The organism is Marinobacter sp., assembly GCF_046484525.1.
Classification (GTDB): Bacteria; Pseudomonadota; Gammaproteobacteria; order Pseudomonadales; family Oleiphilaceae; genus Marinobacter.
Window position 1 is genome coordinate 57,573 of the sequence record NZ_JAWOIS010000019.1, and the last position, 19,504, is coordinate 77,076.

The 19,504-nt window shown below is 58.7% G+C and carries 20 protein-coding genes; 12 read left to right on the forward strand and 8 right to left on the reverse strand.

The window, feature by feature from the left end; translation table 11 throughout:
• Positions 1-39: 39 nt before the first annotated feature.
• Positions 40-2,358 carry a penicillin-binding protein 1B gene (gene mrcB / locus R6W86_RS04605; RefSeq protein WP_410328206.1) on the forward strand — a complete coding sequence of 773 codons (2,319 nt, stop codon included), beginning with the start codon at positions 40-42 and terminating at the stop codon, positions 2,356-2,358.
• A complete protein-coding gene (locus tag R6W86_RS04610; RefSeq protein ID WP_410328207.1) occupies positions 2,355-2,930 on the forward strand; it encodes a tetratricopeptide repeat protein in 576 nt (191 codons plus the stop codon). The genes mrcB and R6W86_RS04610 overlap by 4 nt, the downstream gene beginning before the upstream one ends.
• 53 nt (positions 2,931-2,983) lie before the next feature.
• Here the strand turns inward: R6W86_RS04610 and R6W86_RS04615 are convergent, their stop codons facing one another.
• Entirely contained in the window at positions 2,984-3,895 is a 912-nt protein-coding gene (locus R6W86_RS04615) for a DUF4382 domain-containing protein (RefSeq protein ID WP_410328208.1), read from the reverse strand.
• A gap of 194 nt (positions 3,896-4,089) precedes the next feature.
• On the opposite strand from R6W86_RS04615, the gene R6W86_RS04620 reads away from it, so the two are divergent.
• The 4 genes from R6W86_RS04620 to R6W86_RS04635 all read left to right on the forward strand — a co-directional run bounded on the left by R6W86_RS04620 (position 4,090) and on the right by R6W86_RS04635 (position 7,202).
• Positions 4,090-4,677, forward strand: a complete 588-nt coding sequence (locus tag R6W86_RS04620; protein ID WP_410328209.1) for an RNA polymerase sigma factor — start codon at positions 4,090-4,092, stop codon at positions 4,675-4,677.
• A 10-nt stretch (positions 4,678-4,687) separates the two neighbouring features.
• On the forward strand, positions 4,688-5,359 hold the full coding sequence (locus R6W86_RS04625) for an anti-sigma factor family protein (RefSeq protein WP_410328210.1): 672 nt from the start codon (positions 4,688-4,690) through the stop codon (positions 5,357-5,359).
• Positions 5,356-5,721 (forward strand): hypothetical protein, encoded by a 366-nt coding sequence (locus R6W86_RS04630; protein WP_410328211.1) that lies wholly within the window; start codon positions 5,356-5,358, stop codon positions 5,719-5,721. Before R6W86_RS04625 ends, R6W86_RS04630 begins: the two co-directional genes overlap by 4 nt.
• 140 nt (positions 5,722-5,861) lie before the next feature.
• Positions 5,862-7,202, forward strand: a complete 1,341-nt coding sequence (locus R6W86_RS04635) for a tetratricopeptide repeat protein (protein ID WP_410328212.1) — start codon at positions 5,862-5,864, stop codon at positions 7,200-7,202.
• Between the two features lie 34 nt (positions 7,203-7,236).
• On the opposite strand, the gene hemL is transcribed toward R6W86_RS04635, so the two are convergent.
• The 5 genes from hemL to R6W86_RS04660 are packed head-to-tail and all read right to left on the reverse strand — an operon-like array spanning position 7,237 to position 12,188.
• The gene (hemL, locus tag R6W86_RS04640; protein ID WP_410328213.1) at positions 7,237-8,517 is read right to left on the reverse strand and encodes a glutamate-1-semialdehyde 2,1-aminomutase; all 1,281 of its coding nucleotides are present in this window, start codon (positions 8,515-8,517) and stop codon (positions 7,237-7,239) included.
• A gap of 13 nt (positions 8,518-8,530) precedes the next feature.
• The gene (gene thiE, locus R6W86_RS04645; RefSeq protein ID WP_410328214.1) at positions 8,531-9,199 is read right to left on the reverse strand and encodes a thiamine phosphate synthase; all 669 of its coding nucleotides are present in this window, start codon (positions 9,197-9,199) and stop codon (positions 8,531-8,533) included.
• Positions 9,187-9,942, reverse strand: a complete 756-nt coding sequence (locus tag R6W86_RS04650) for a hydroxymethylpyrimidine/phosphomethylpyrimidine kinase (protein ID WP_410328223.1) — start codon at positions 9,940-9,942, stop codon at positions 9,187-9,189. Before R6W86_RS04650 ends, thiE begins: the two co-directional genes overlap by 13 nt.
• 44 nt (positions 9,943-9,986) lie before the next feature.
• Positions 9,987-10,409: a protoporphyrinogen oxidase HemJ gene (hemJ, locus tag R6W86_RS04655; RefSeq protein WP_410328215.1), complete on the reverse strand. Its 423-nt coding sequence runs from the start codon at positions 10,407-10,409 to the stop codon at positions 9,987-9,989.
• 3 nt (positions 10,410-10,412) lie between these two features.
• Entirely contained in the window at positions 10,413-12,188 is a 1,776-nt protein-coding gene (locus R6W86_RS04660) for a chloride channel protein (protein ID WP_410328216.1), read from the reverse strand.
• A gap of 156 nt (positions 12,189-12,344) precedes the next feature.
• Between R6W86_RS04660 and argC the strand changes: the two genes are divergently transcribed.
• From argC to erpA, 4 genes are all read left to right on the forward strand, one after another.
• Positions 12,345-13,382 carry an N-acetyl-gamma-glutamyl-phosphate reductase gene (argC, locus tag R6W86_RS04665; protein ID WP_410328224.1) on the forward strand — a complete coding sequence of 346 codons (1,038 nt, stop codon included), beginning with the start codon at positions 12,345-12,347 and terminating at the stop codon, positions 13,380-13,382.
• Between the two features lie 9 nt (positions 13,383-13,391).
• Positions 13,392-14,132: a DUF6776 family protein gene (locus tag R6W86_RS04670; protein WP_410328217.1), complete on the forward strand. Its 741-nt coding sequence runs from the start codon at positions 13,392-13,394 to the stop codon at positions 14,130-14,132.
• A 1-nt stretch (position 14,133) separates the two neighbouring features.
• On the forward strand, positions 14,134-14,610 hold the full coding sequence (locus R6W86_RS04675) for a polymer-forming cytoskeletal protein (RefSeq protein ID WP_410328218.1): 477 nt from the start codon (positions 14,134-14,136) through the stop codon (positions 14,608-14,610).
• Positions 14,611-14,694: 84 nt separating this feature from the next.
• Complete coding sequence (gene erpA, locus R6W86_RS04680; RefSeq protein WP_410328225.1) at positions 14,695-15,027, forward strand: iron-sulfur cluster insertion protein ErpA; 333 nt, start codon at positions 14,695-14,697, stop codon at positions 15,025-15,027.
• Between the two features lies 1 nt (position 15,028).
• Here the strand turns inward: erpA and R6W86_RS04685 are convergent, their stop codons facing one another.
• Both R6W86_RS04685 and R6W86_RS04690 read right to left on the reverse strand, forming a co-directional pair.
• Positions 15,029-16,126: an anhydro-N-acetylmuramic acid kinase gene (locus R6W86_RS04685; RefSeq protein ID WP_410328219.1), complete on the reverse strand. Its 1,098-nt coding sequence runs from the start codon at positions 16,124-16,126 to the stop codon at positions 15,029-15,031.
• A 4-nt stretch (positions 16,127-16,130) separates the two neighbouring features.
• A complete protein-coding gene (locus tag R6W86_RS04690; protein ID WP_410328220.1) occupies positions 16,131-17,525 on the reverse strand; it encodes an OapA family protein in 1,395 nt (464 codons plus the stop codon).
• 304 nt (positions 17,526-17,829) lie between these two features.
• Here R6W86_RS04690 and tyrS point away from each other — a divergent pair, with 304 nt between their 5' ends.
• Positions 17,830-19,032, forward strand: a complete 1,203-nt coding sequence (gene tyrS, locus R6W86_RS04695) for a tyrosine--tRNA ligase (protein ID WP_410328221.1) — start codon at positions 17,830-17,832, stop codon at positions 19,030-19,032.
• 147 nt (positions 19,033-19,179) lie between these two features.
• On the forward strand, positions 19,180-19,326 hold the full coding sequence (locus R6W86_RS04700; RefSeq protein WP_410328222.1) for a hypothetical protein: 147 nt from the start codon (positions 19,180-19,182) through the stop codon (positions 19,324-19,326).
• Positions 19,327-19,504 lie beyond the last annotated feature (178 nt).

Consider the following 19,504-nt stretch of genomic DNA (forward strand, 5'->3'; position numbering starts at 1 on the left):
GCCTGCCTCACCGGGGTATCCCTTCGCTATAATCGCGCCATGGCAAAATCAAAGACTCCCCGTAAATCCCCCCGCAAATCCCCGAAATCCAGCCGCCGGTCCTGGTTCTGGCGTCTGTTTTTCCGAATTTCCCTGATCGGCTTGGTGTTGCTGGCCGGCTGGATGGTGTATCTGGATGCCGTGGTGACCTCCCGTTTCGAGGGCCGCCGGTTCGAGATTCCCTCCCGGGTATACGCACGGCCCCTGGAACTGTATGACGGAGCCAGCGTCAGTACGACGGCCCTTCAGCGGGAGCTGGAGCTTTCCGGTTTCCGCCGTGGAGACGGTAACAAGGCGGGGAGCTACAGTCGCAATGGCAATCGCTTCGTGATCAGTACCCGGGGCTTCCGCTTCCCGGACGGCGAGGAGGCACGACGTCGGATGGCCTTTGGCATCTACGGTGATCGGGTCGAAAACTTCCGGGTCCTGAGTGGTGACCCCGCACCGATCGTGCGTCTTGAACCGGCGCAGATCGGTGGCATCTACCCGACCCACAAGGAAGATCGCATCCTGGTCGAGCTGGACAAAGTGCCGGAATTGCTGCCGGCAACGCTGATGGCGGTGGAAGACCAGCATTTCTATGACCATTTCGGTATCGCGCCCCTGTCGATCGCCCGGGCCATGCTCGTGAATCTCCGGGCTGGGGAGATTGTCCAGGGGGGTAGCACGCTGACCCAGCAGTTGGTGAAGAACTTCTTCCTGACCCGGGAACAGACCCTGTTGCGCAAGGGTAACGAAGCGCTGATGTCGGTGCTGCTGGAATGGCATTATGAGAAGAACGACATCCTTGAAACCTATCTGAACGAGGTTTACCTCGGCCAGGCGGGCACCCGCAGCATCAACGGCTTCGGTCTGGCCAGTCAGTTCTATTTCGGTGAATCCCTGAATAACCTCGAGATTCACCAGATTGCCCTGCTGGTGGGCATGGTCAAGGGACCGAGCTACTACAATCCCCGTCGGAATCCCGAACGGGCCACGGAGCGCCGGAACCTGGTGATCTCCGAGATGGAAGAGGCGGAGCTGATTGATCCTGGCCAGGCGGCCCGGGCCCGGGGATTGCCTCTGGGCGTCAGTAAACAACCCTCATACTCGGAGAACCGTTATCCGGCCTACATTGATCTGGTGCGTCGGCACCTGGCCCGGGATTACCGGGAGGAAGATCTGCGCAGCGAAGGCCTCAGGATTTTCACTACCCTGAATCCAGCCATCCAGTATGCCGCGGAATACGCGGTAGAGGAGACCATGCCAAGGCTTGCCAGCGGTGAAGTCCGAGAAGCTCTGGAGGCAGCCTTGGTGGTAACTGCCAAAGACAGTGGCGAGGTGTTGGCTCTGGTCGGTGGCAAGGACCCCGGATTTGCCGGCTTCAATCGAGCATTGGATGCTGAGCGACCGATTGGCTCCCTGATCAAGCCGTTTATTTACCTCTCTGCACTGGCGCAACCGGATCGCTACACCCTTATTACACCGGTCAATGACAAGTCATTTGCGCTGGAATTTGATGATGGCAGGCGCTGGGAGCCGAAGAACTACGACAAAAAGGAGCGGGGTGAGGTGCCCCTGCATGAGGCCCTGTCCCATTCCTATAACCTGCCGGCGATTCGGGTCGGGCTGGATATCGGTGTCGATGTTGTCGCCGAGACCCTGCAGTCGTTCGGCGTGACGTCGTCCATCTCCCGCTACCCGTCCATGCTGCTTGGATCGATTTCCATGACGCCGGTCACCGTCGCCCAGATGTACCAGGGGCTGGCCACATCCGGGTTCAACACGCCTTTGCGCACCATCCGCGAGGTGACGGATTCCCGGGGAGAGCCGCTGAATCGCTATCCGCTGGAGGTGGACCAGGTGGTCGACCCGGCCGCCGTACACCTGGTGCAGTATGCCATGCAGGAAGTCATGCAGGAGGGAACCGGTCGCTCGGCTTATTACACCATCCCCGAGCAGTTGACGGTTGCCGGCAAGACCGGCACCACCGATGACGGCCGGGATTCCTGGTTTGCCGGTTTCAGCGGTGATCTGCTGGCGGTTGCCTGGGTGGGCCGGGATGACAATGGGCCGACGTCCCTGTCTGGTGCTTCAGGGGCGCTGCCGATATGGTCCCGGTTCATGGCCGGCGTACCCCAGCATGGTTTCTCACCGGTAGTGCCAGACGGTGTGAGCTATCACTGGGTTAATGCCGAAAGGCAGGCCCTTACCGACGAATACTGCGATAATGCGCGCCTTGTTCCGTTCATTGCCGGCAGCGAGCCGGATCAGGACGTGTCCTGTTCTGGTAATCTGCAGCGTCGAATTCAAGGCTGGTTTGAAGGATTGTTCCGATGAAAGTATCTGTGCTGACCCGTGCGGGCGCCCTGGGCGCCTTTCTCGCTTTGGCAGGCTGTGCCAGTGGCCCTGGCTCCATTTACGTGCCGATTGGTGGCGGGGAGCAAACCAGAGCCCCGGAGCCGCCCCGCACCTCCACCAGCGAGCCGGAAGAGGAGCCGGTGTGGCGCAAGAGCGAGCAACCGGAGGAACCCACGGTTGTTGAGGAGCCCAGGGACACCGCGCCCAGCTACCAGGATTCGGGAGAGCGTCTTTCCCCGGCCGCACAGAGCCTGGTCAACGAAGCCGATAACCTGCTGGCCCAGGGTAATACCTCCGGAGCCATTTCCCGCCTGGAGCGGGCACAGCGCATCGCGCCTCGTTCGGCGGAAGTCTATTTCAAGCTTTCCGAGGCCTATGTGGCCGCCGGTCAGCTGGGCAGCGCCGAGCAGTTCACTCTGAAGGGACTGTCGCTGGCCGGTGACAATGCCCGTCTGCAGAGGGCGGGGTGGTTGTTGCTGGCGGATATTCGCCGGGCGCGGGGAAATGTGGCCGGGGCGGATCAGGCGGAAGCCAGGGCTGCGGCACTTTGACAAAAAAAAGCCCTTGCCAGGGCAAGGGCTTTTGATTCAGTTACTGCTGCAGCTTATGGCACCAGCGGAATCGGTTGCGTCTCGGTATTCTCTCCGGCCACAACGCTCACGTTCTGAGTGCCCTGGAATTCCATGGTTACGGAATCATCCGCTTCGTTGTCGTCCAGCTGGCAGGTATAGCTGATGGTGTAGTTACCTTCGGTCAGGAAGGCCGCGGTGTAGGTGTGGATGCCATCATTGTCATCGTCGCTGACCGGGACCGCCATCAGAGGACCATTCTCCTCATCATTAACGTTGATGTCCGTCGGAGTAACGTCTGTCCCCTGATAGACATAGACGGCCCCTTCGTAGTCACATGCGGTCTCTTGGTTGATGGTGACATAATCAACTTCACCAGAAATGGACCCTACCTCCAGATTGTTCACCAGCCGCAGTGAGGGCCTGAGCAGATAATCCGCCAGCGACTGGCCCTGCGGATTAACAATGGCCTTGCTGACATCAAAGTCGACAGTGAAGTCGGTGGTTGTGTCGGCTGCAACAATAAAGTCGCCTTTCAGCTTGAGACCGCTCTGCTCACCCGAGGGCACGGCCAAGGAGAGTTCGGCATCCGGCTGATCCTTCCGGACTACGTAGGAATTCTCGGTATCAACCAGCAGGCGAAGCTCCGTGTAGTTGCCGGCCAGTACTTCCTCGTCGGTGATCAGAGGCTCGCTTGCGCCTCCCTGCAGATCGAGCAGGTTCCAGACCTTGGCCTCGTCGAAGGTAAATTCTTCCCACTCGCCACTTTCGTGCTGCAGACGGATGCCGGTGAAGGCGATGGTCACTTCACTGAACTCCATGGTCGGTGCGTCGGTCACATCTACAGAAACCGAACCGGTGGCCGGACCGCCATCACTACTACCACCACAAGCGGCGATACCCGCTGCCAGTGCAGATACGGCAAAAATCTGGATTGAACGCTTCATACAACCTCCGTGGTTTTTGCTTGAATCTCCCTCAACTCACGACACAAATCCGGCGAGCGTTCCGGTAATTTTGTTAACCTTTCCTCATTAACCGGTAATCCGGTGTTGGCCAAATTGACCCTGTAACTGCAACCTTGCATGGGTCTGGTATAGACTTGCCGCTTCAACAGCGAACCATACGGGTAGTAACGGTTTTGTCGATTCTTTCCTTCAAGCCAGGCAAAAAACGGCGTTTCGAGATCCTGATCCAGCCCCATCTTGAGCCCATGTACCGTTTTGCCTTCCGGCTGGCGGGGCAGCAGCATGATGCCGAGGATCTGGTCCAGGATGTTGTGGTCAAGCTGTATCCCCGTCTGGAGGAGCTGGAGGCGGTGGACCAGTTGCGCCCCTGGTTGAACCGGGTGCTGTACCGGCATTTTATCGACCAGCTGCGGCGTAAGGGCCGGCAGGGCGACCGGCCCATGAGTGATCTGGTGGAAGCGGACAGCCAGGCGGACTGGCTCGACAGTCTCGATGCCGAAGACACCGGGCCAATGGCCCTGCTGGAGCTGGAGCGACTGGGCCCGGAGCTGGACCGGGTGATTGCTACCCTCGAGCCTGACCAGCGTACATTGTTGCTTCTTCACGATGTGGATGGCTGGCGCCAGGATGAGATCGCCGAAATTCTTGATATCCCCCTGGGGACGGTGAAATCCCGCCTGCACCGGGTCCGTGCTGCATTGAGAAAAAAATTACAGCAACAGCTGGAACCAACAGCGAGCGCCGGGCGTGTGAAAAACTGAGGTGATAACTATGTCCTGTCGGGAAATCCGAGTAAGCCTTGTTGCTTACCTGAACAACGAGTTGCCAGCCCAGCACCGGGATAACGTCGCCGAGCACCTGTCGGTGTGTGCAGCATGTTCCCGGGCACTGGAAGCGGAACGGCTGCTGGGTGAGAAACTGCAGGTTCGCCAGCGTATTCCTGCGCCATCCGGGGGTTTTGAGCCCCGGGTACTTTCGGCGGCGACAACAGAGCCGGCCCGGCAGGGGCGCTGGAGCCATCGAGTGCTCGGCGGAGCTGTCGCAGCAGCGCTGGCGTTGGGTGTGTCGCTGGGTGTGATTCTGAATAAGGGAACCGCTCCCGAACCACAGCAGATGGCAGGGCAGCAGGCGTCGGAGTCTGTGGTGTTCGAGCCTGTAGAGCAGACTGTGAAGCTGGCCTTCCGTTCGGGGCAGGCCCTGGATAATGTCACCCTGACGCTCGAGTTGCCGCCGAACGTGGAGTTGTCTCCATGGCCGGGGCGGCAGCAGCTGAGTTGGCAGATCAGCCTGGATGCTGGTGAAAACGTGGTTTCCCTGCCGTTGAGAGTGCTGTTTCCCGGCAGGGGAGAATTGGTCGCTCGCCTGAATACAGGGGAGCAGCAAAAGAGTTTCCGGGTCGAGATTCCCGGTGCGATTGAGAATCAGGAGGTACCGGCATCATGAGATGGTATGTTCCGGTGGTAATGGTGATCGGGTTGTTCGTATCGGAGGCCCACGCTCGTGAGGACCTTGATGTCACGATGCGCATGGTGCTCGATGAACGGGCACTGACCGAATCCGTTGTCCGTGAGATTGAGCTGCCAGAACCCGCGTCCGTCGAACGTCCGGACCAGGCGAAAGAGAGCCGAGGTGCACCGAGGATGGACATGGCCCGTGATGCCCCTGAACACGGCCGTGAATTCGGCCAGGAAATGGCCGAAAAGGCCCGCGAATCTTCCCGGGAAAAGCCTGACAGGCCTGAGTTGCCTGAACATGTCCAGGAAGTTCGGGACAATCTGCCCGAGGCAGCAAAACCCCGCAATTGATTCTCCTGCCCGCGACGCTCCGACGGGCAGCCATTTTGCAGTCTCCCTGTTATACTTTCTGCGTTATCGTTCGGTACCGCTGGCTCGTTGCCAGCCCGCCGCCCCATCCCCCTTATCCGGAACAAAACGGAAGGTGTTGTTTGCTGGCTGCCTGCCTCACCCGTAAGCTGCTGCTGAGTTGCTCACTCGTGTTTGCCTCCTTGCCGTCACTGGCGCAGGATCTCTCCGGGCAAGCGCCGGCGCAGGCGGACTTCCGCAAAGGTGTCGAGTTGTTCCAGCAAGGTGACCTGAAGGCCGCGCGGCAACGGCTGGAAGCGGCGCGCGCTGCCGGTCTGGATGCCATGACTCTTCACTACAACCTCGGTGTGGTGTATTACCGTCTGGGCCAGCTGGATGCAGCAGAACAGGCATTTGCCCGCCTCCTGTCCTCTCCCCATAAAGTCCTGGCACGTTACAACCTTGGCCTGGTCGCCCTGGCCCGGAACGACCAAACGGTCGCTCGTGATTACTTCCTTTCGGTCATTGAGAACGACGGCCCGGACAAACTGCAGGAACTGGCCCGGGCCAGGCTGGCAGAAACCGGGGCTCGGGTGCCGGTGTCCGGTCAGCGCCCCCGCCGCCTTTATCTGGCTGCATCCGGTGGTTACGACAGTAACATCGCCGGCCTACCGGAGACCGCAACCACCAGGGAGGGTGGCCTGTTTCTGGATGCCGTGGTCGCCGGCAGTGTCCGGGTCAAGGGTGACAGGAGTGCCGGCTGGGACCTGGAAGGTGCTTTTTTTGGCCGTGACTATCCGGACGACGATGACTACAACACCCGCTTTCTTCAGGGCAAGTTCGCCTGGTCAGAACAGGGCGGAGGCCAGACCGGGCAATTAGGGGCGGTCCTGAGCCAGTCCTGGTTCGGCCCGGATGCTTTCGAGACACGTTATGGCGTGGAAGGCCTCATCGCCTGGACCCAATGCCCGGTTGGTCTTCCGGTCGATGGCTGCGATGTTTCCCTTGCTGCTGCCAGAGTGGACGGGGGAAGCTCGTTCGAGGCGTATGACGGCCAGTGGTACCGGCTGCGGGCCAGGACTGGTCGCAGGATCGGGGCGTGGAAGCTGGAAGGCAAGTACTTCTGGGAACTGAACGACCGGAGCGATCTGACGTCGGCAAGCCAGTTTGTCAGTGTCTCACCGCAACATCATGCCATCGAGGGAGTGGCGCGTTACAGCGCCCGGTCGGATCTTGTGCTGGGTGCAGTAGGCGGGTTCAGGTATAGCCGTTATCAGGATTCCCACCGTTTACTGGAAGGCGATGCGGTGGTAGTTCAACGACGTACGGACTGGCGTTGGGAAGCCGGAACCTTTGCGGAGTATGGCCTGAGCCGCCGCTGGCTGGTACGGGGAGAATGGCTGTTCCGGGACAACAGCAGTGAGATAGACAGTTACAGTTACCAGCGCCACACATTCATGGTGACGCTGGAAGGCTTACTCTGAGTCCGGCTCCTCGGCCGGACCCGGAGTCCTGCAATTACAGTGTCGCCATCACTTTGCGTGCCGCGGCAATTGTGTGCTCGATGTCTTCGTCGGACAACGCTGCACTGGTGAACCCTGCCTCGAAGGCAGAGGGGGCCAGGTAAACCCCTTCTTTCAGCATGCCCTGGAAGAACTTCTTGAAGCGCTCCACGTCGCACGCCATCACCTGATCGAAGCGGGTGATCGAGGATTCTTCGGTAAAGAAGAAGCCGAACATGGCGCCGGCGCTCTGTACCGTCATTGGAATGCCTGCCTCGTCAGCTGCCTGTTTCAAGCCATCGCGCACCGCATTGGTCTTTTCGGTGAGGCGGTCGTGGAAGCCAGGCTCGGAAATGGCATTGAGCGTGGTCAGGCCCGCAGCCATGGCCAGCGGATTGCCGCTGAGGGTGCCGGCCTGGTAAACGGGACCCAGGGGCGAGATGTGCTCCATGATCTCCCGCTTGCCACCGAAGGCACCGACAGGCAGGCCGCCGCCAATCACCTTGCCCAGGGCGGTCAGGTCCGGGGTGACACCGTAGTAACCCTGAGCGCCGCCCAGGGACACCCGGAAACCGGTCATTACCTCGTCAAAGATCAGGACAGATCCATGCTGATCGCACACCTCACGCAATGCTTCCAGGAAGCCCGGGACCGGCGGGATGCAGTTCATGTTGCCGGCGACCGGCTCCACGATGATTGCTGCGATCTGGTCACCCATTTTCTCGAACGTATCCCGGACTTCGTCGATGTCGTTATAGGTCAGCGTCAGGGTGTGCTCTGCCAGACTGGCGGGGATGCCCGGGGAGTTGGGAACACCCAGGGTCAGGGCGCCGGAGCCGGCCTTCACCAGCAGTGAGTCCACGTGGCCGTGATAGCAGCCCTCGAATTTCACGATCTTGTCGCGGCCGGTGTAGCCTCGGGCCAGCCGAATGGTGGTCATGGTGGCTTCTGTGCCGGAGTTCACCATGCGCACCAGGTCAATGGATGGCACCAGTTCGCACACCTTCTTGGCCATTTCGGTCTCGATGGCGGTAGGAGCACCATAGCCAACGCCAAGGTCAACCTGGGTATGCAGCGCCTGCTTGATGCGCGGGTCGGAGTGGCCGAGGATCATCGGTCCCCAAGAGCCGATGTAGTCAATGTAGCGGCGGTCGTCTTCGTCAAACAGATAGGCGCCTTCGGCATGCTTGAAGAAAATCGGTGTGCCGCCCACGCCACGAAAGGCCCGTACCGGTGAATTCACGCCACCGGGAATGTATTTTTGCGCCTCTTCGAACAAGGTTTCGGAGTGCGTCATGGTTTGGCTCCTGTTAATCCGATAGTGAGAAAAGTGGATGATGGGCAGCAAACAGCCGCCTGAAGGCTCTCGCCTTCTGTTCAATCTGTTCCGGTGTGCCTCCGAACACGCCGCCTACCGCGGCCAGCAGGTCGGCTCCCGCCCGGATCAGGGGGGCGCCGTTTTCCGGCGTTACCCCGCCGATGGCCGTCACCGGTTTGCCGAGATGTTTCGCTTCGGTCAGGACAGCCGGATCAGCACCGGGTGCATCCGGCTTGGTACCGGACGAGTAGAAGCGTCCGAAGGCCAGGTAATCGGCTCCCTCGCCTAGCGCATGGCGGGCCAGCTCCAGTCTGTCATGGCAGGTGACACCAATAATGGCATCGTCACCCAGCAGTTGGCGGGCCAGTATCAGCGATCCGTCGCCCTGGCCGAGATGTACTCCCGCCGCTCCGATGCGCCTTGCCAGCTGTGGATCATCATTGATGATCAAGGGCACACCGGCATTATTGCAAATGGCCTGAAGGTGCCGGGCCTGGCCAAGTCGTTCCGGCCAGGGGGCCGCTTTTTCCCGGTATTGTACCAGTACGGCGCCACCGCGCAGTGCGGCTTCCACGGATGCCAACAGGCGATCAGCCGGCGTGAGCTTGCTGTCGGTAATGGCATACAGCCCGGGACGGAGGCCTTTCTCTAGCGTTCCCACAGGATGCCCCGGTCCGGAACCGGCTGGCCCTTGCCCACCTCCAGGGCGTGGAGAATTGCCCGATTGACGTAATTCTGGGCCTGGGAGATGGCGGCGCGGGCCGACAACCCGGATGCCCGTCCGGCCGCAATGGCGGCGGCCAGGGTACAGCCGGTGCCGTGATATTCGCCACCTACGCGCTCGATCTCCCAGCGCATGGGCTCCGGATTGTGGTTATACAGAGTATTGATGATGTGCAGGCCGGTGCCATGGCCGCCGGTGGCCAGCACCGATTCGCAGCCCCGATCCATCAGATGTTTCGCTGCCTGCTCCGGTTCCTCGCTGCCACCGAGCATGGCCAGTTCAATACCGTTTGGCGTGATCATCTCGGCCAGCGGGAACAGGCGTTCCTTCATGGCGGTGATGAGGGCTTCGTCCGCCAGGTCGCCACCGCCGGCCGCTTTGATCACGGGGTCGGTAATCACCGGAATCCCGGGCCGGGACTTGATGAATTCCACCAGAACATCGACAACCTCGGCATTCCCCAGAGCCCCGGTCTTGATGGCATCGATCGGGGCATCGGCTGCGATGCAGTCCAGTTGTTTGCGAATCAGTGAGCTGTCCACAGGCTGGGCATCATAGACATTACAGGTGTCCTGTACGGTCAGGCAGGTCAGTACCGGCAGAGGGTGGCAGCCCAGGGAGGTGATGGCCTGGATATCAGCCTGGATGCCTGCGCCACCGGAGGGATCGAGTCCGGACAGTACAAGAACCTGGGGACGGGTGTAGCGTTTGATGGCTCTGCTCCTTAAAACGGTTTAACAACGGCGAGTATCACAATAGCAAGCAAGACGAACACGGGCAGCTCATTGAACCAGCGATAGAAAACATGGCTTCTGTGGTTCATGTCATCCCGGAACACCTTGACCAGATGACCGCAATAAAAGTGGTAGATGATCAGCAGGGCAACCAGCACCAGTTTGGCGTGAAGCCACCCCTGGCTGAAATAACCGGTGACATTGTAACTGATCAGCCAAATGCCAAGGGCTACCGTGGCAATCATGGAGGGGGTTGTGATGCCCCGATACAGCTTGCGCTCCATGATCTTGAAACGGTCACGCCCCGGCTGGTCATCACAGGCAGCATGGTAGACAAACAGCCGCGGCAGATAGAACAGTCCGGCGAACCAGCAAACCATGGCAATTATGTGGAAGGCTTTCACCCACAGCATCCGTCAACTCCGTCGGTATTGGTAGTAGCTTTCTATGTCAGACTTCAATAACACGCCATACACCCTTTGGATCATGGGCGCGACGTGCCGCTGCACGTAAAGGGCCTCGGCATTTGTGGTATCGAACTCGTTCAGGGCCTCCTCGAGGGTCGCCTGGTATTGTACCGGGGCAACGTCCCGACGGTTAGCGGGGATGTCCATAAGATCGATGGATTCCGGCATTTCGGTTTCCTCCTCGGCCACCGTTTCCTCCGTATCCTCCAGGTATCGGGCAAGATCCACCGCCGGAAGCAGGGCAGTGGGGCCATTGCTGCCTTCCACAATAAGCCACTTGGGTTCGGACTTGAGGGCCTTGCGGGCTTTCTCGATGGTGAGATGCCGTTCTGTACGCAGGATGTTGCGGTCCATGATGGCACCGACCGACACCCGACGAAGTGCCTGGATGACGGGCGAGTTCTGGTAACTCAGTCCCTGGCTCTTGAGGATGGTGAGGAACAGTGAATTCTTGCCGAAGGCCTCACTGGTGACCAGGCTGGCCGTGGTAATGATCAACATGGCGGGCAGGATGATGTTCGGGTTCCGGGTCAGTTCCATCACCGCCATCAGGGCGGCCAGCGGGGCCTGCAGCACTGCACCCATCATTGCCCCCATGCCGAGCATGGCATAAAAGCCTACCGAGGATGCAATGTCCGGCGCGATCTGTGCACCTACCAGGCCCATGGCGCCGCCGAGGGTTGCTCCCATGAACAGGGTCGGGCCGATGACGCCGCTGGGCATGCCGAGCCCAATGCTCAGGGAGGTTATCAGCAGCTTGGCAATGCCTGCTGATAACAATAGCCAGAATCCCAGGTTGCCATTGATGGTTGCGTTGACCGTGTCATAACCGATACCCATGGTTTCCGGGATGAACACTGCGAAGGGGACCATCAGAGCGCCGGCAATACCAATGCGCAGAAGCACCGGTTGGTGGTGATGCCGGCCCATGGAATCCACCAGCTGGATGAACAGCGCGGCGGCGATACCGATGATTACTGCAATCGCGAGGATCCAGGGAATCTCCATCAGCGAATTCATGGTCAGCGCCGGCACACTGAAGGCTGGCTCTGATCCATAGACCGCCTGGGTGACGATGGCCGCGCTCACCGCCGCCAGGATGATCGGTGTGAAGCCGGCAATGGTGTATTCCATCATCACCACTTCCATGGCAAAGATCACACCGGAAATCGGGATGTTGAACGAGGCGGAGATGGCGGCAGCACAGCCGCAGGCCACAAGGGTCCGGATGCTGTTGTTGGGCAGGCGCATCCATTGTCCCATCAGGCTGGAGAACGCCGCGCCCAGGTGCACTGCCGGCCCTTCCCGACCCGCGGACTGGCCGGTCACCACCGTGGTGACGCCGGAGACAAACTGGACAATGGCGCTGCGCAGAGAAATGTAACCCTGATGGTAATTCAGGCGCTCCATGACGTGGACAATACCGACCTTGCGGTCGTGTATGGCCAGTCGGTGCAGCATCAGGCCCAGTGCGAGAGCGCCGGCAAGGGGCAATAGCCCGCGAGTCAGGATGTCCAGTTGCTCAAAGGATTCGGAGCCGGGGCCCGGGAGGAAGTGCTCAAGAGGCCACTCGATGGCCAGTCGGAACAGCAGGATCACACCACCGGTGATCAGGCCGGATAAAAGGCCCAGGACAGCCAGTTGCGGAAGTGCGTCGACACCCGAAAGCCTGCGGCGGAATACAGGGATCAGGTTTTCGGTGATCTGGTGCCAGAGGTTCCGCATGATCGCAGGGATTCCGGTTCAGGTATGACAGTCCGTTGACGGGTTTGTGACAACATTGTAGCGGTCGGCATCCGCGCTGCAATAAGTCGTTGGTTTATCATGGTAGACTACACCAACAATCTTCCAATTCCTGATTCGACGTCGCTGGAGAAAATGGTGATTAAAGTAGGCATCGTTGGTGGCACCGGCTATACCGGTGTGGAACTGCTGAGGATCCTGGCGGTCCACCCGGAAGTCACTGTCAGCTGCATAACTTCCCGCTCCGAGGCCGGCATGCCGGTCGCGGATATGTACCCAAACCTGCGGGGGCACTTCGAACTCGAATTTTCCGAACCCGATGCCAGTGTACTCAAGGCTTGTGACCTCGTGTTCTTTGCCACCCCGCATGGTGTGGCCATGCGTATGGTGCCTGAACTGATGGACGCGGGTGTGCGCGTCGTTGACCTGTCTGCGGATTTCCGGCTCAAGGATCTGGACGTCTGGGCCCAGTGGTACGGCATGCCCCATGAATCCCCGGAGTGGGCAGAGAAGGCGGTATACGGTCTGCCTGAAGTAGTCCGTGACGAGATCCGTGGTGCCCAATTGGTTGCCAATCCCGGTTGTTATCCGACGGCAGTCCAGCTGGGTTTTCTGCCTCTGCTGGAACAGGGACTGGTTGATCCTTCGCGCCTGATCGCCGACGCCAAGTCCGGAGCCAGTGGCGCAGGGCGCCAGGGCAAGATTGGCATGCTGCACGGCGAGATTGGCGAGAGCTTCAAGGCTTATGGTGCCTCTGGCCATCGCCACCTGCCGGAGATCCGCCAGGGCCTGACCGGCGCCGCCGGCAGCCAGGTTGGCGTAACTTTTGTGCCGCACCTGATTCCCATGATTCGCGGTATTGAGGCAACGCTTTATGCCGAACTGAAAGACCCAGCCGGCTTTGACAGCCTTCAGTCCGTCTATGAAGAACGTTACCGGGACGAGCCGTTTGTTGATGTAATGCCTTTCGGTAGCCACCCGGAAACCCGCAGTGTCCGTGGTGCCAACCAGTGCCGGATGGCCCTGCATCGTCAGGAGGACAGCAATATCGTTATCGTTTCCTCGGTGATTGATAACCTGGTCAAGGGTGCCGCCGGTCAGGCAGTCCAGAACATGAACATAATGTTCGGCTTCCGGGAAACCATGGGGCTCGAAGCTCCGGCGTTATTGCCCTAAGGACGATCAGTGAGCGAACCACGCAAAGCGGCGGAAGAGTATGTTGTCATCCGCCATCGTCCCGGATACCGGATTCGCCGCACCGCCATCCTGTTGGCGTTTACTGTAGTTGCTGCGCTTGCCGGCTACGCGGCCGGGCTTGCCCAGGGTGGTTTCCGGTTTTCGGATGTCGCGGCTTCCAATGAGGTACTCGAAGAGGAGCTGGATACTCTCCGAAGCAACTATAAGGACGCACGCCAGCAACTGGTCAACCTGGAAAGGGGTAAGGCGATCGATGCCCAGGCGCTCAAACGGGCACGGATGATCATTGTCGAGCTGGAAACCCGCATCGCATCACTGAAGTCCGATCTGACTTTCTATAAAAATATCATGGCGCCGTCCGAAACCAGCAAGGGGCTGCAGGTCGATAGCCTGGCTCTGGCCCGGGACTACCAGCCCGGGGCCTGGGATTTCAAGCTGGTCCTGACCCAGGTTGGTAATAACAAGAACTACATTTCCGGCGTGGTGGCAGTCAATGTCATCGGCATGCGCGACGAAGAGAAAGAAGTCATTGCCCTGCGTGATCTGTCTCAGGATATTGAGGATCTTGGCGTAAAGTTCCGTTTCCGCTTCTTCCAGAACGTGGAGGGAACTCTGGTGCTTCCGGATGATTTCGAGCCGGTTGAGATCCAGGTGGTGGCCCAGGCCGAGGGCCGCAAATCCTCGCAGGCAGAAAGAACCTTTGACTGGGATGATTTAACGGAGAACTGAAATGATCGGTAAGAAAAAGCAGCAAAAGCCACGTCGGCCGGCAGGCCATTTTGACACCCTGGTTTCCTCACGAACCACCGTCGAGGGGGATGTAAAATTCTCCGGTGGATTGCATGTGGATGGCCGGATCAAGGGCAAGGTCGTGGCCGAAGAAGGCAGTGATGCCGTACTGCGTATATCGGAAGTTGGCGAGGTCACCGGAGACATCGTCGCTCCCCATGTCATCATCAATGGTACGGTCAACGGTGACGTCTATGCCTCTGACCACCTTGAGCTGGCGGAAAAGGCAGCCATTAACGGCAACGTCTATTACAACCTGATCGAGATGGCCATGGGTGCTACGGTCAATGGCAATCTGGTTCACCAGCGTGAGCCGGTAGGCCTGTTGACCAGGGATCGTTCTGAGCACTCTGCCGCTGCGGCTCGGTCCGATGTCGCGGTTGAAGAAGCCTTGGAGGATGGTGGAAAGTCCGAATAGTTGATTGTTTTAGTCAGGAATACCATAATCGCTACTTTGTAAACGATGTTTCCGGAGGCGAGCTTGAGTGTAGTTCAGCAACAGATGGCTACCCCACTGTTTTTCAGTGACAGTGCCGTTGCCAAGGTGCGTGAGTTGATTGAGGAAGAGGGCAACCCCGATCTCAAGCTGCGCGTCTTTGTCACCGGTGGCGGCTGTTCCGGATTTCAGTACGGCTTTTCCTTCGATGAGAATCAGGAAGAGGACGACACCGTGATTGAGCGGGGCGGTGTCGTTCTGCTGGTGGATTCGATGAGCTACCAGTACCTGATTGGCGCGACTGTCGAGTACTTGGAGGGTTTGCAGGGCTCCCAGTTTGTGGTGCAGAACCCCAACGCCACCTCCACCTGCGGCTGCGGCAGCTCCTTCTCGATCTGACTCAGGCCGGGTAAATGGCTCCCAGAACCCGGGGGCCGTTTGCACCGGTTACTTCCGGAAGATTCCCGGGGTTTCTTTCCATAGCCTGCTTTGCCAGCCAGGCGAATGCCACCGGCTCCACCCATTGGGGGTCCAGCCCCAGTTCCGACGTCACCGCCAGACGTGCCGGGGCCAGAGCCTCGGTCAGCGCGCGCATCAGTTCCGGATTACGAGTTCCACCGCCGCAGGCATAAACAGTATCCACGCCGGTGTCCGGCATCTGATCCGCAATGGTCAATGCGGTGAGTTCCAGCAGCGTCCGCTGGATATCTTCCGGTTTCAGGTCCGGATGGCGGGCGATCATGGTTTTCACCCAGCCGAGGTTGAATTTTTCCTTGCCAGTGCTCTTTGGCGGCGTGCGCTTGAAGTACGCATCGGAAAGCATGTCATCCAGCAATGATTGGTCGACGTTCCCTTCCACGGCCCAGTGTCCATCCGCATCGTAGGGGCGGCCGGTCTGGTCTTGGCACCAGGCGTCCATCAGGGCGTTGGCAGGGCCGGTGTCGAAGCCATTGACTACGCCCTTGTCCCGGGCCGGTAGCCAGGTGATATTGGCAATGCCTCCAAGATTGAGAATGCACCGGTTCTCCGACTCGGATCCGAAGAAGGCCTTGTGGAACGCGGGAACCAAGGGCGCGCCCTGTCCTCCGGCCGCCATGTCGCGACTGCGAAAGTCGCCAACTGTGGTGATTCCGGTGACTTCGGCAATGATTGCGGGGTTGCCGATCTGGAAGGAGAAAGGGGCCGAACCGGACGGTTGGTGACGGATGGTCTGGCCGTGACTGCCAATGGCCCTGATACTGCCTGACACCAGGCCAGAATCTGAAATCGCTTTTGCGGCAGCCTGACCGAACAATTGTCCGGTCAGGGTGTCGAGTTCCCCGATCTCATCCGGGCTGGCCTGGTTCTGACTGGCATTAATCAAACGCTGGCGGAGTTCGTCCGGATAGCTGATGCAATGAGTTGCGTGAATCTGGACGGCGCGGTCCCGAAAAGACGCCAGCACGGCATCGATGCCGTCCATGCTGGTGCCGGACATAAGCCCGAGCCAGGCTTCCATGGGCTCAGTCTTCCCTTGCCAAGGCCAGCTGTTGATAGCTCTCGCGGAATACGTCGAACTGGGCTACCCGCTGCTCGGTGACCTGCTTGAACCGGGTTATCTCGGAGGCGGGCACCGGCTTGGCGTCCGGAAGGTCCACGGTGCGCGAGTTACGCGGTGAGCCGTTGAGGCGGAACTCATAGTGCAGGTGTGGGCCGGTGACCATGCCGGAAGAGCCAAGATAGCCAATTGTCTGGCCCTGTTTGACCCTGACACCTTTCTTCATGCCCCGTGCCAAACCTTTCATATGGGCATACAAGGTGGTGATGTTGTTGCCATGCTGCAGAATGATGGTGCGGCCATATCCGCCTTTCCAGCCTGCAAAGCGGACGGTGCCATTGCCTGCAGCCTTGATCGGCGTGCCCGGGGGCGCAGCGTAATCGGTACCCTCGTGGGGACGCACTACGTCCAGTACCGGATGGCGGCGCTGCAGGTTGAACGGCGAGGAAATCCGGGCATTGATCGGGGTGCGCAGGAACGCCTTGCGCATGCTCTTGCCCTCAGGGGTATAGTAGTCACTGTCGCCATTACTGTCGGTGTACAGCAGGGCCAGATTTTCCTCGCCCCGGTTGATAAGGCGTGCCGAGAGGATGCGGCCGGTATCGAATTTCTCGCCGTCAAGGTAGAGCTCCTCATAGACCACTTCGAACCGGTCGCCCTTACGAACGTCATAAACGAAGTCGATATCCCAGCCGAAAATGCCGGCCAGTTCCATGGTCAGGCGGTCGTTCAGGCCTGCATCACGGGCGGCCAGGTACAGAGAACCATCAATCACGCCGGAGGCAAAGGCCGGGCGGGCTTCCGGTTCGCGCATCTCGGTCTTGCCGCTGAAGCCCTCCTCGTTACGGATGATCTTGAGAGTCTCAAGAAGGTTGCGCTGCAGTTCGACACCCGCCAGTGCGCCTGCTTCATCGGTGGCAAAGCGGATAGTTTCACCTGCGTACAGGCGCTGCAGCTTGTCGGCTTCTCCATCCCCATGGATAACGGAAAGCATAATGCCGTCGTTGAAGCCGGCTTTCTTGAATAGCGATGACAGTGTATCGCCGGATTTGATCTTGAAGGTCTGCCAGTCCAGCTGTGGTTCCGCCGCAGCGGCGGCAACCGTTTCTGCCGCTGTTTCCGTTTTCGACTCTTCGGAAAGTTGCGGTTTTTCTGGTGCAGAGGTAGCCGGCTGGGCCTGGCTGGGAGTGTCTGCCAGTTTGCCTTCCCCTTCGGATACGGTGCCCTGCTCAAGGTCCAGTGCGTAGGACATGCGCTTGGCTTCAACATTGCTGCTCGGGCTCATCAGCACGGCAGCTGTCACTACAACGGTTGCAGCGGCGGCGAGGGTAATATGGGTCTTGGGAAACTTTTTCAGCACGTATCGCACCCGTTTTTAATCGGTATTCCGGTAGGTTGAACTACCTAATTAAAGCTGTTGTTCAAGTATAGACCAACAGATTACCGTATAAAATGCATGCGGGACAGCGTGGAACATTACGGTTGCTGCTCCATCCTCCGGATTTCTTGCGACGTCACTGCTATAATACGCCGCCCTGTTCACTCAGGGTTGTGCAATATTTGTGCGCCCTACTTTAGCAAGTGTGCGGCACAATCGCAGATATCTTTTGTTGAAGTCTGTAACGGACTGAATCTTTCACCACATTAACGGGGACGTGTAGTTCATGGTATCTATAGATGAAGCGTTGGCCGTCATCAAGCGCGGCGTTGACGAATTGATTCCGGAAGAGGAGCTCGTTGAAAAGCTGAAGCAAGGTCGGCCCCTGCGTATCAAGGCGGGATTCGATCCCACGGCACCGGACCTTCATCTCGGCCATACTGTCCTTATTAACAAGTTGCGCCAATTTCAGGACCTCGGGCATGAGGTCATTTTTCTGATTGGCGACTTCACCGGGATGATTGGTGATCCCGCCGGCAAGAGCGCTACCCGGCCTCCCCTGACGGAGGAGCAGGTCCGGGAAAATGCCGTTTCCTATAAAGAGCAGGTATTCAAGATCCTGGATCGCGAGAAAACCCATGTGGTTTTCAATTCGGACTGGATGAGCAAGATGACGGCTGCCGACATGATCAAGCTGGCGGGCCAGTACACGGTCGCCCGGATGTTGGAGCGTGATGACTTCACCAAGCGGTACCGCGCCGAGCAGGCCATTGCCATTCACGAATTCCTTTATCCGCTGGTTCAGGGCTACGATTCCGTTGCCCTGGAGGCGGATGTTGAACTCGGTGGTACCGATCAGAAGTTCAATCTGCTGATGGGGCGGATTCTGCAGAAGCATCACGGTCAAGAGCCGCAGGTGATTTTGACGATGCCGATTCTGGAAGGGCTGGATGGCGTCCAGAAGATGTCCAAGTCCCTGGGTAATTACGTCGGTGTGAATGATGCTCCTGGTGAAATGTACACCAAGCTGCTTTCTATGCCGGACGACCTGTTGTGGCGTTACTTTGAATTGCTGAGCTTCCGGCCCCTGCTCGAAGTTGAGGAATTCCGTAAGGCCGTTGAGGATGGCGCCAATCCGCAGGACTACAAGAAGTTGCTGGCGGAAGAGATTATCACCCGCTTCCATGGGGAGGAAGCCGCGAAGACTGCGCACAAGTCCGCCGGTAATCGGGTCGAGCTTGGTGAGATTCCCGATAATGTCCCGGAAGTGAAAGTGTCTCTTGAGGGGCAGAGTGAAATGCCGATGGCTGCGGTTCTTCGTCTGGCCGGTCTGGTAAAGAATGGCGCTGCCGCCAGGGATGTGCTGGGGCGGGGGGCTGTCTATGTAGACGGCAATCAGTTTGAAGGTGATCGTATGTTTGTAGAAGGTGATGATTGTGTCATCCAGGCCGGTAAGAAGAAGATTGCGCGGGTTTTGATTACCGCGTAATCGATTTGGTTGCATTGCGACCAGAGAGGCGGCCAATTTTGATTTTTTTCAGATTCGTCGTTGACAGGTTCTCTGAGGGCTGTAGAATGCGCACCACTTCTGAGGGACAAGCCACTGAGACAGCGGCGGCCCGGAGGAGGTAGCTGTTTGAAAGCGCTGAAGAAAAACGATTTCAGATTTCTTCAGAAAGCGGTTGACAAGGTGGCGGTTCGGTGTAGAATGCGCGCCTCGTTTGAAGCAGTAAGCCGAGCGGTTTTGGCGGGTTTGAAAGAGTTTGAAAGCGCTGAAAATTAACGGTTGACAAGGTCGGGATTCGATGTAGAATACGCGGCCTTGATTGAGCAGAGGCTCAACGCTCTTTAAAAAGTTAACCAAGTAATTCGTGTGGGCGCTGGCCGAGGTATTTCGGACACGAAATATCAGGACAGTGACTCGTCGAAATTGAGTTTTGTCTTGAGCAAGAATAGAGAAT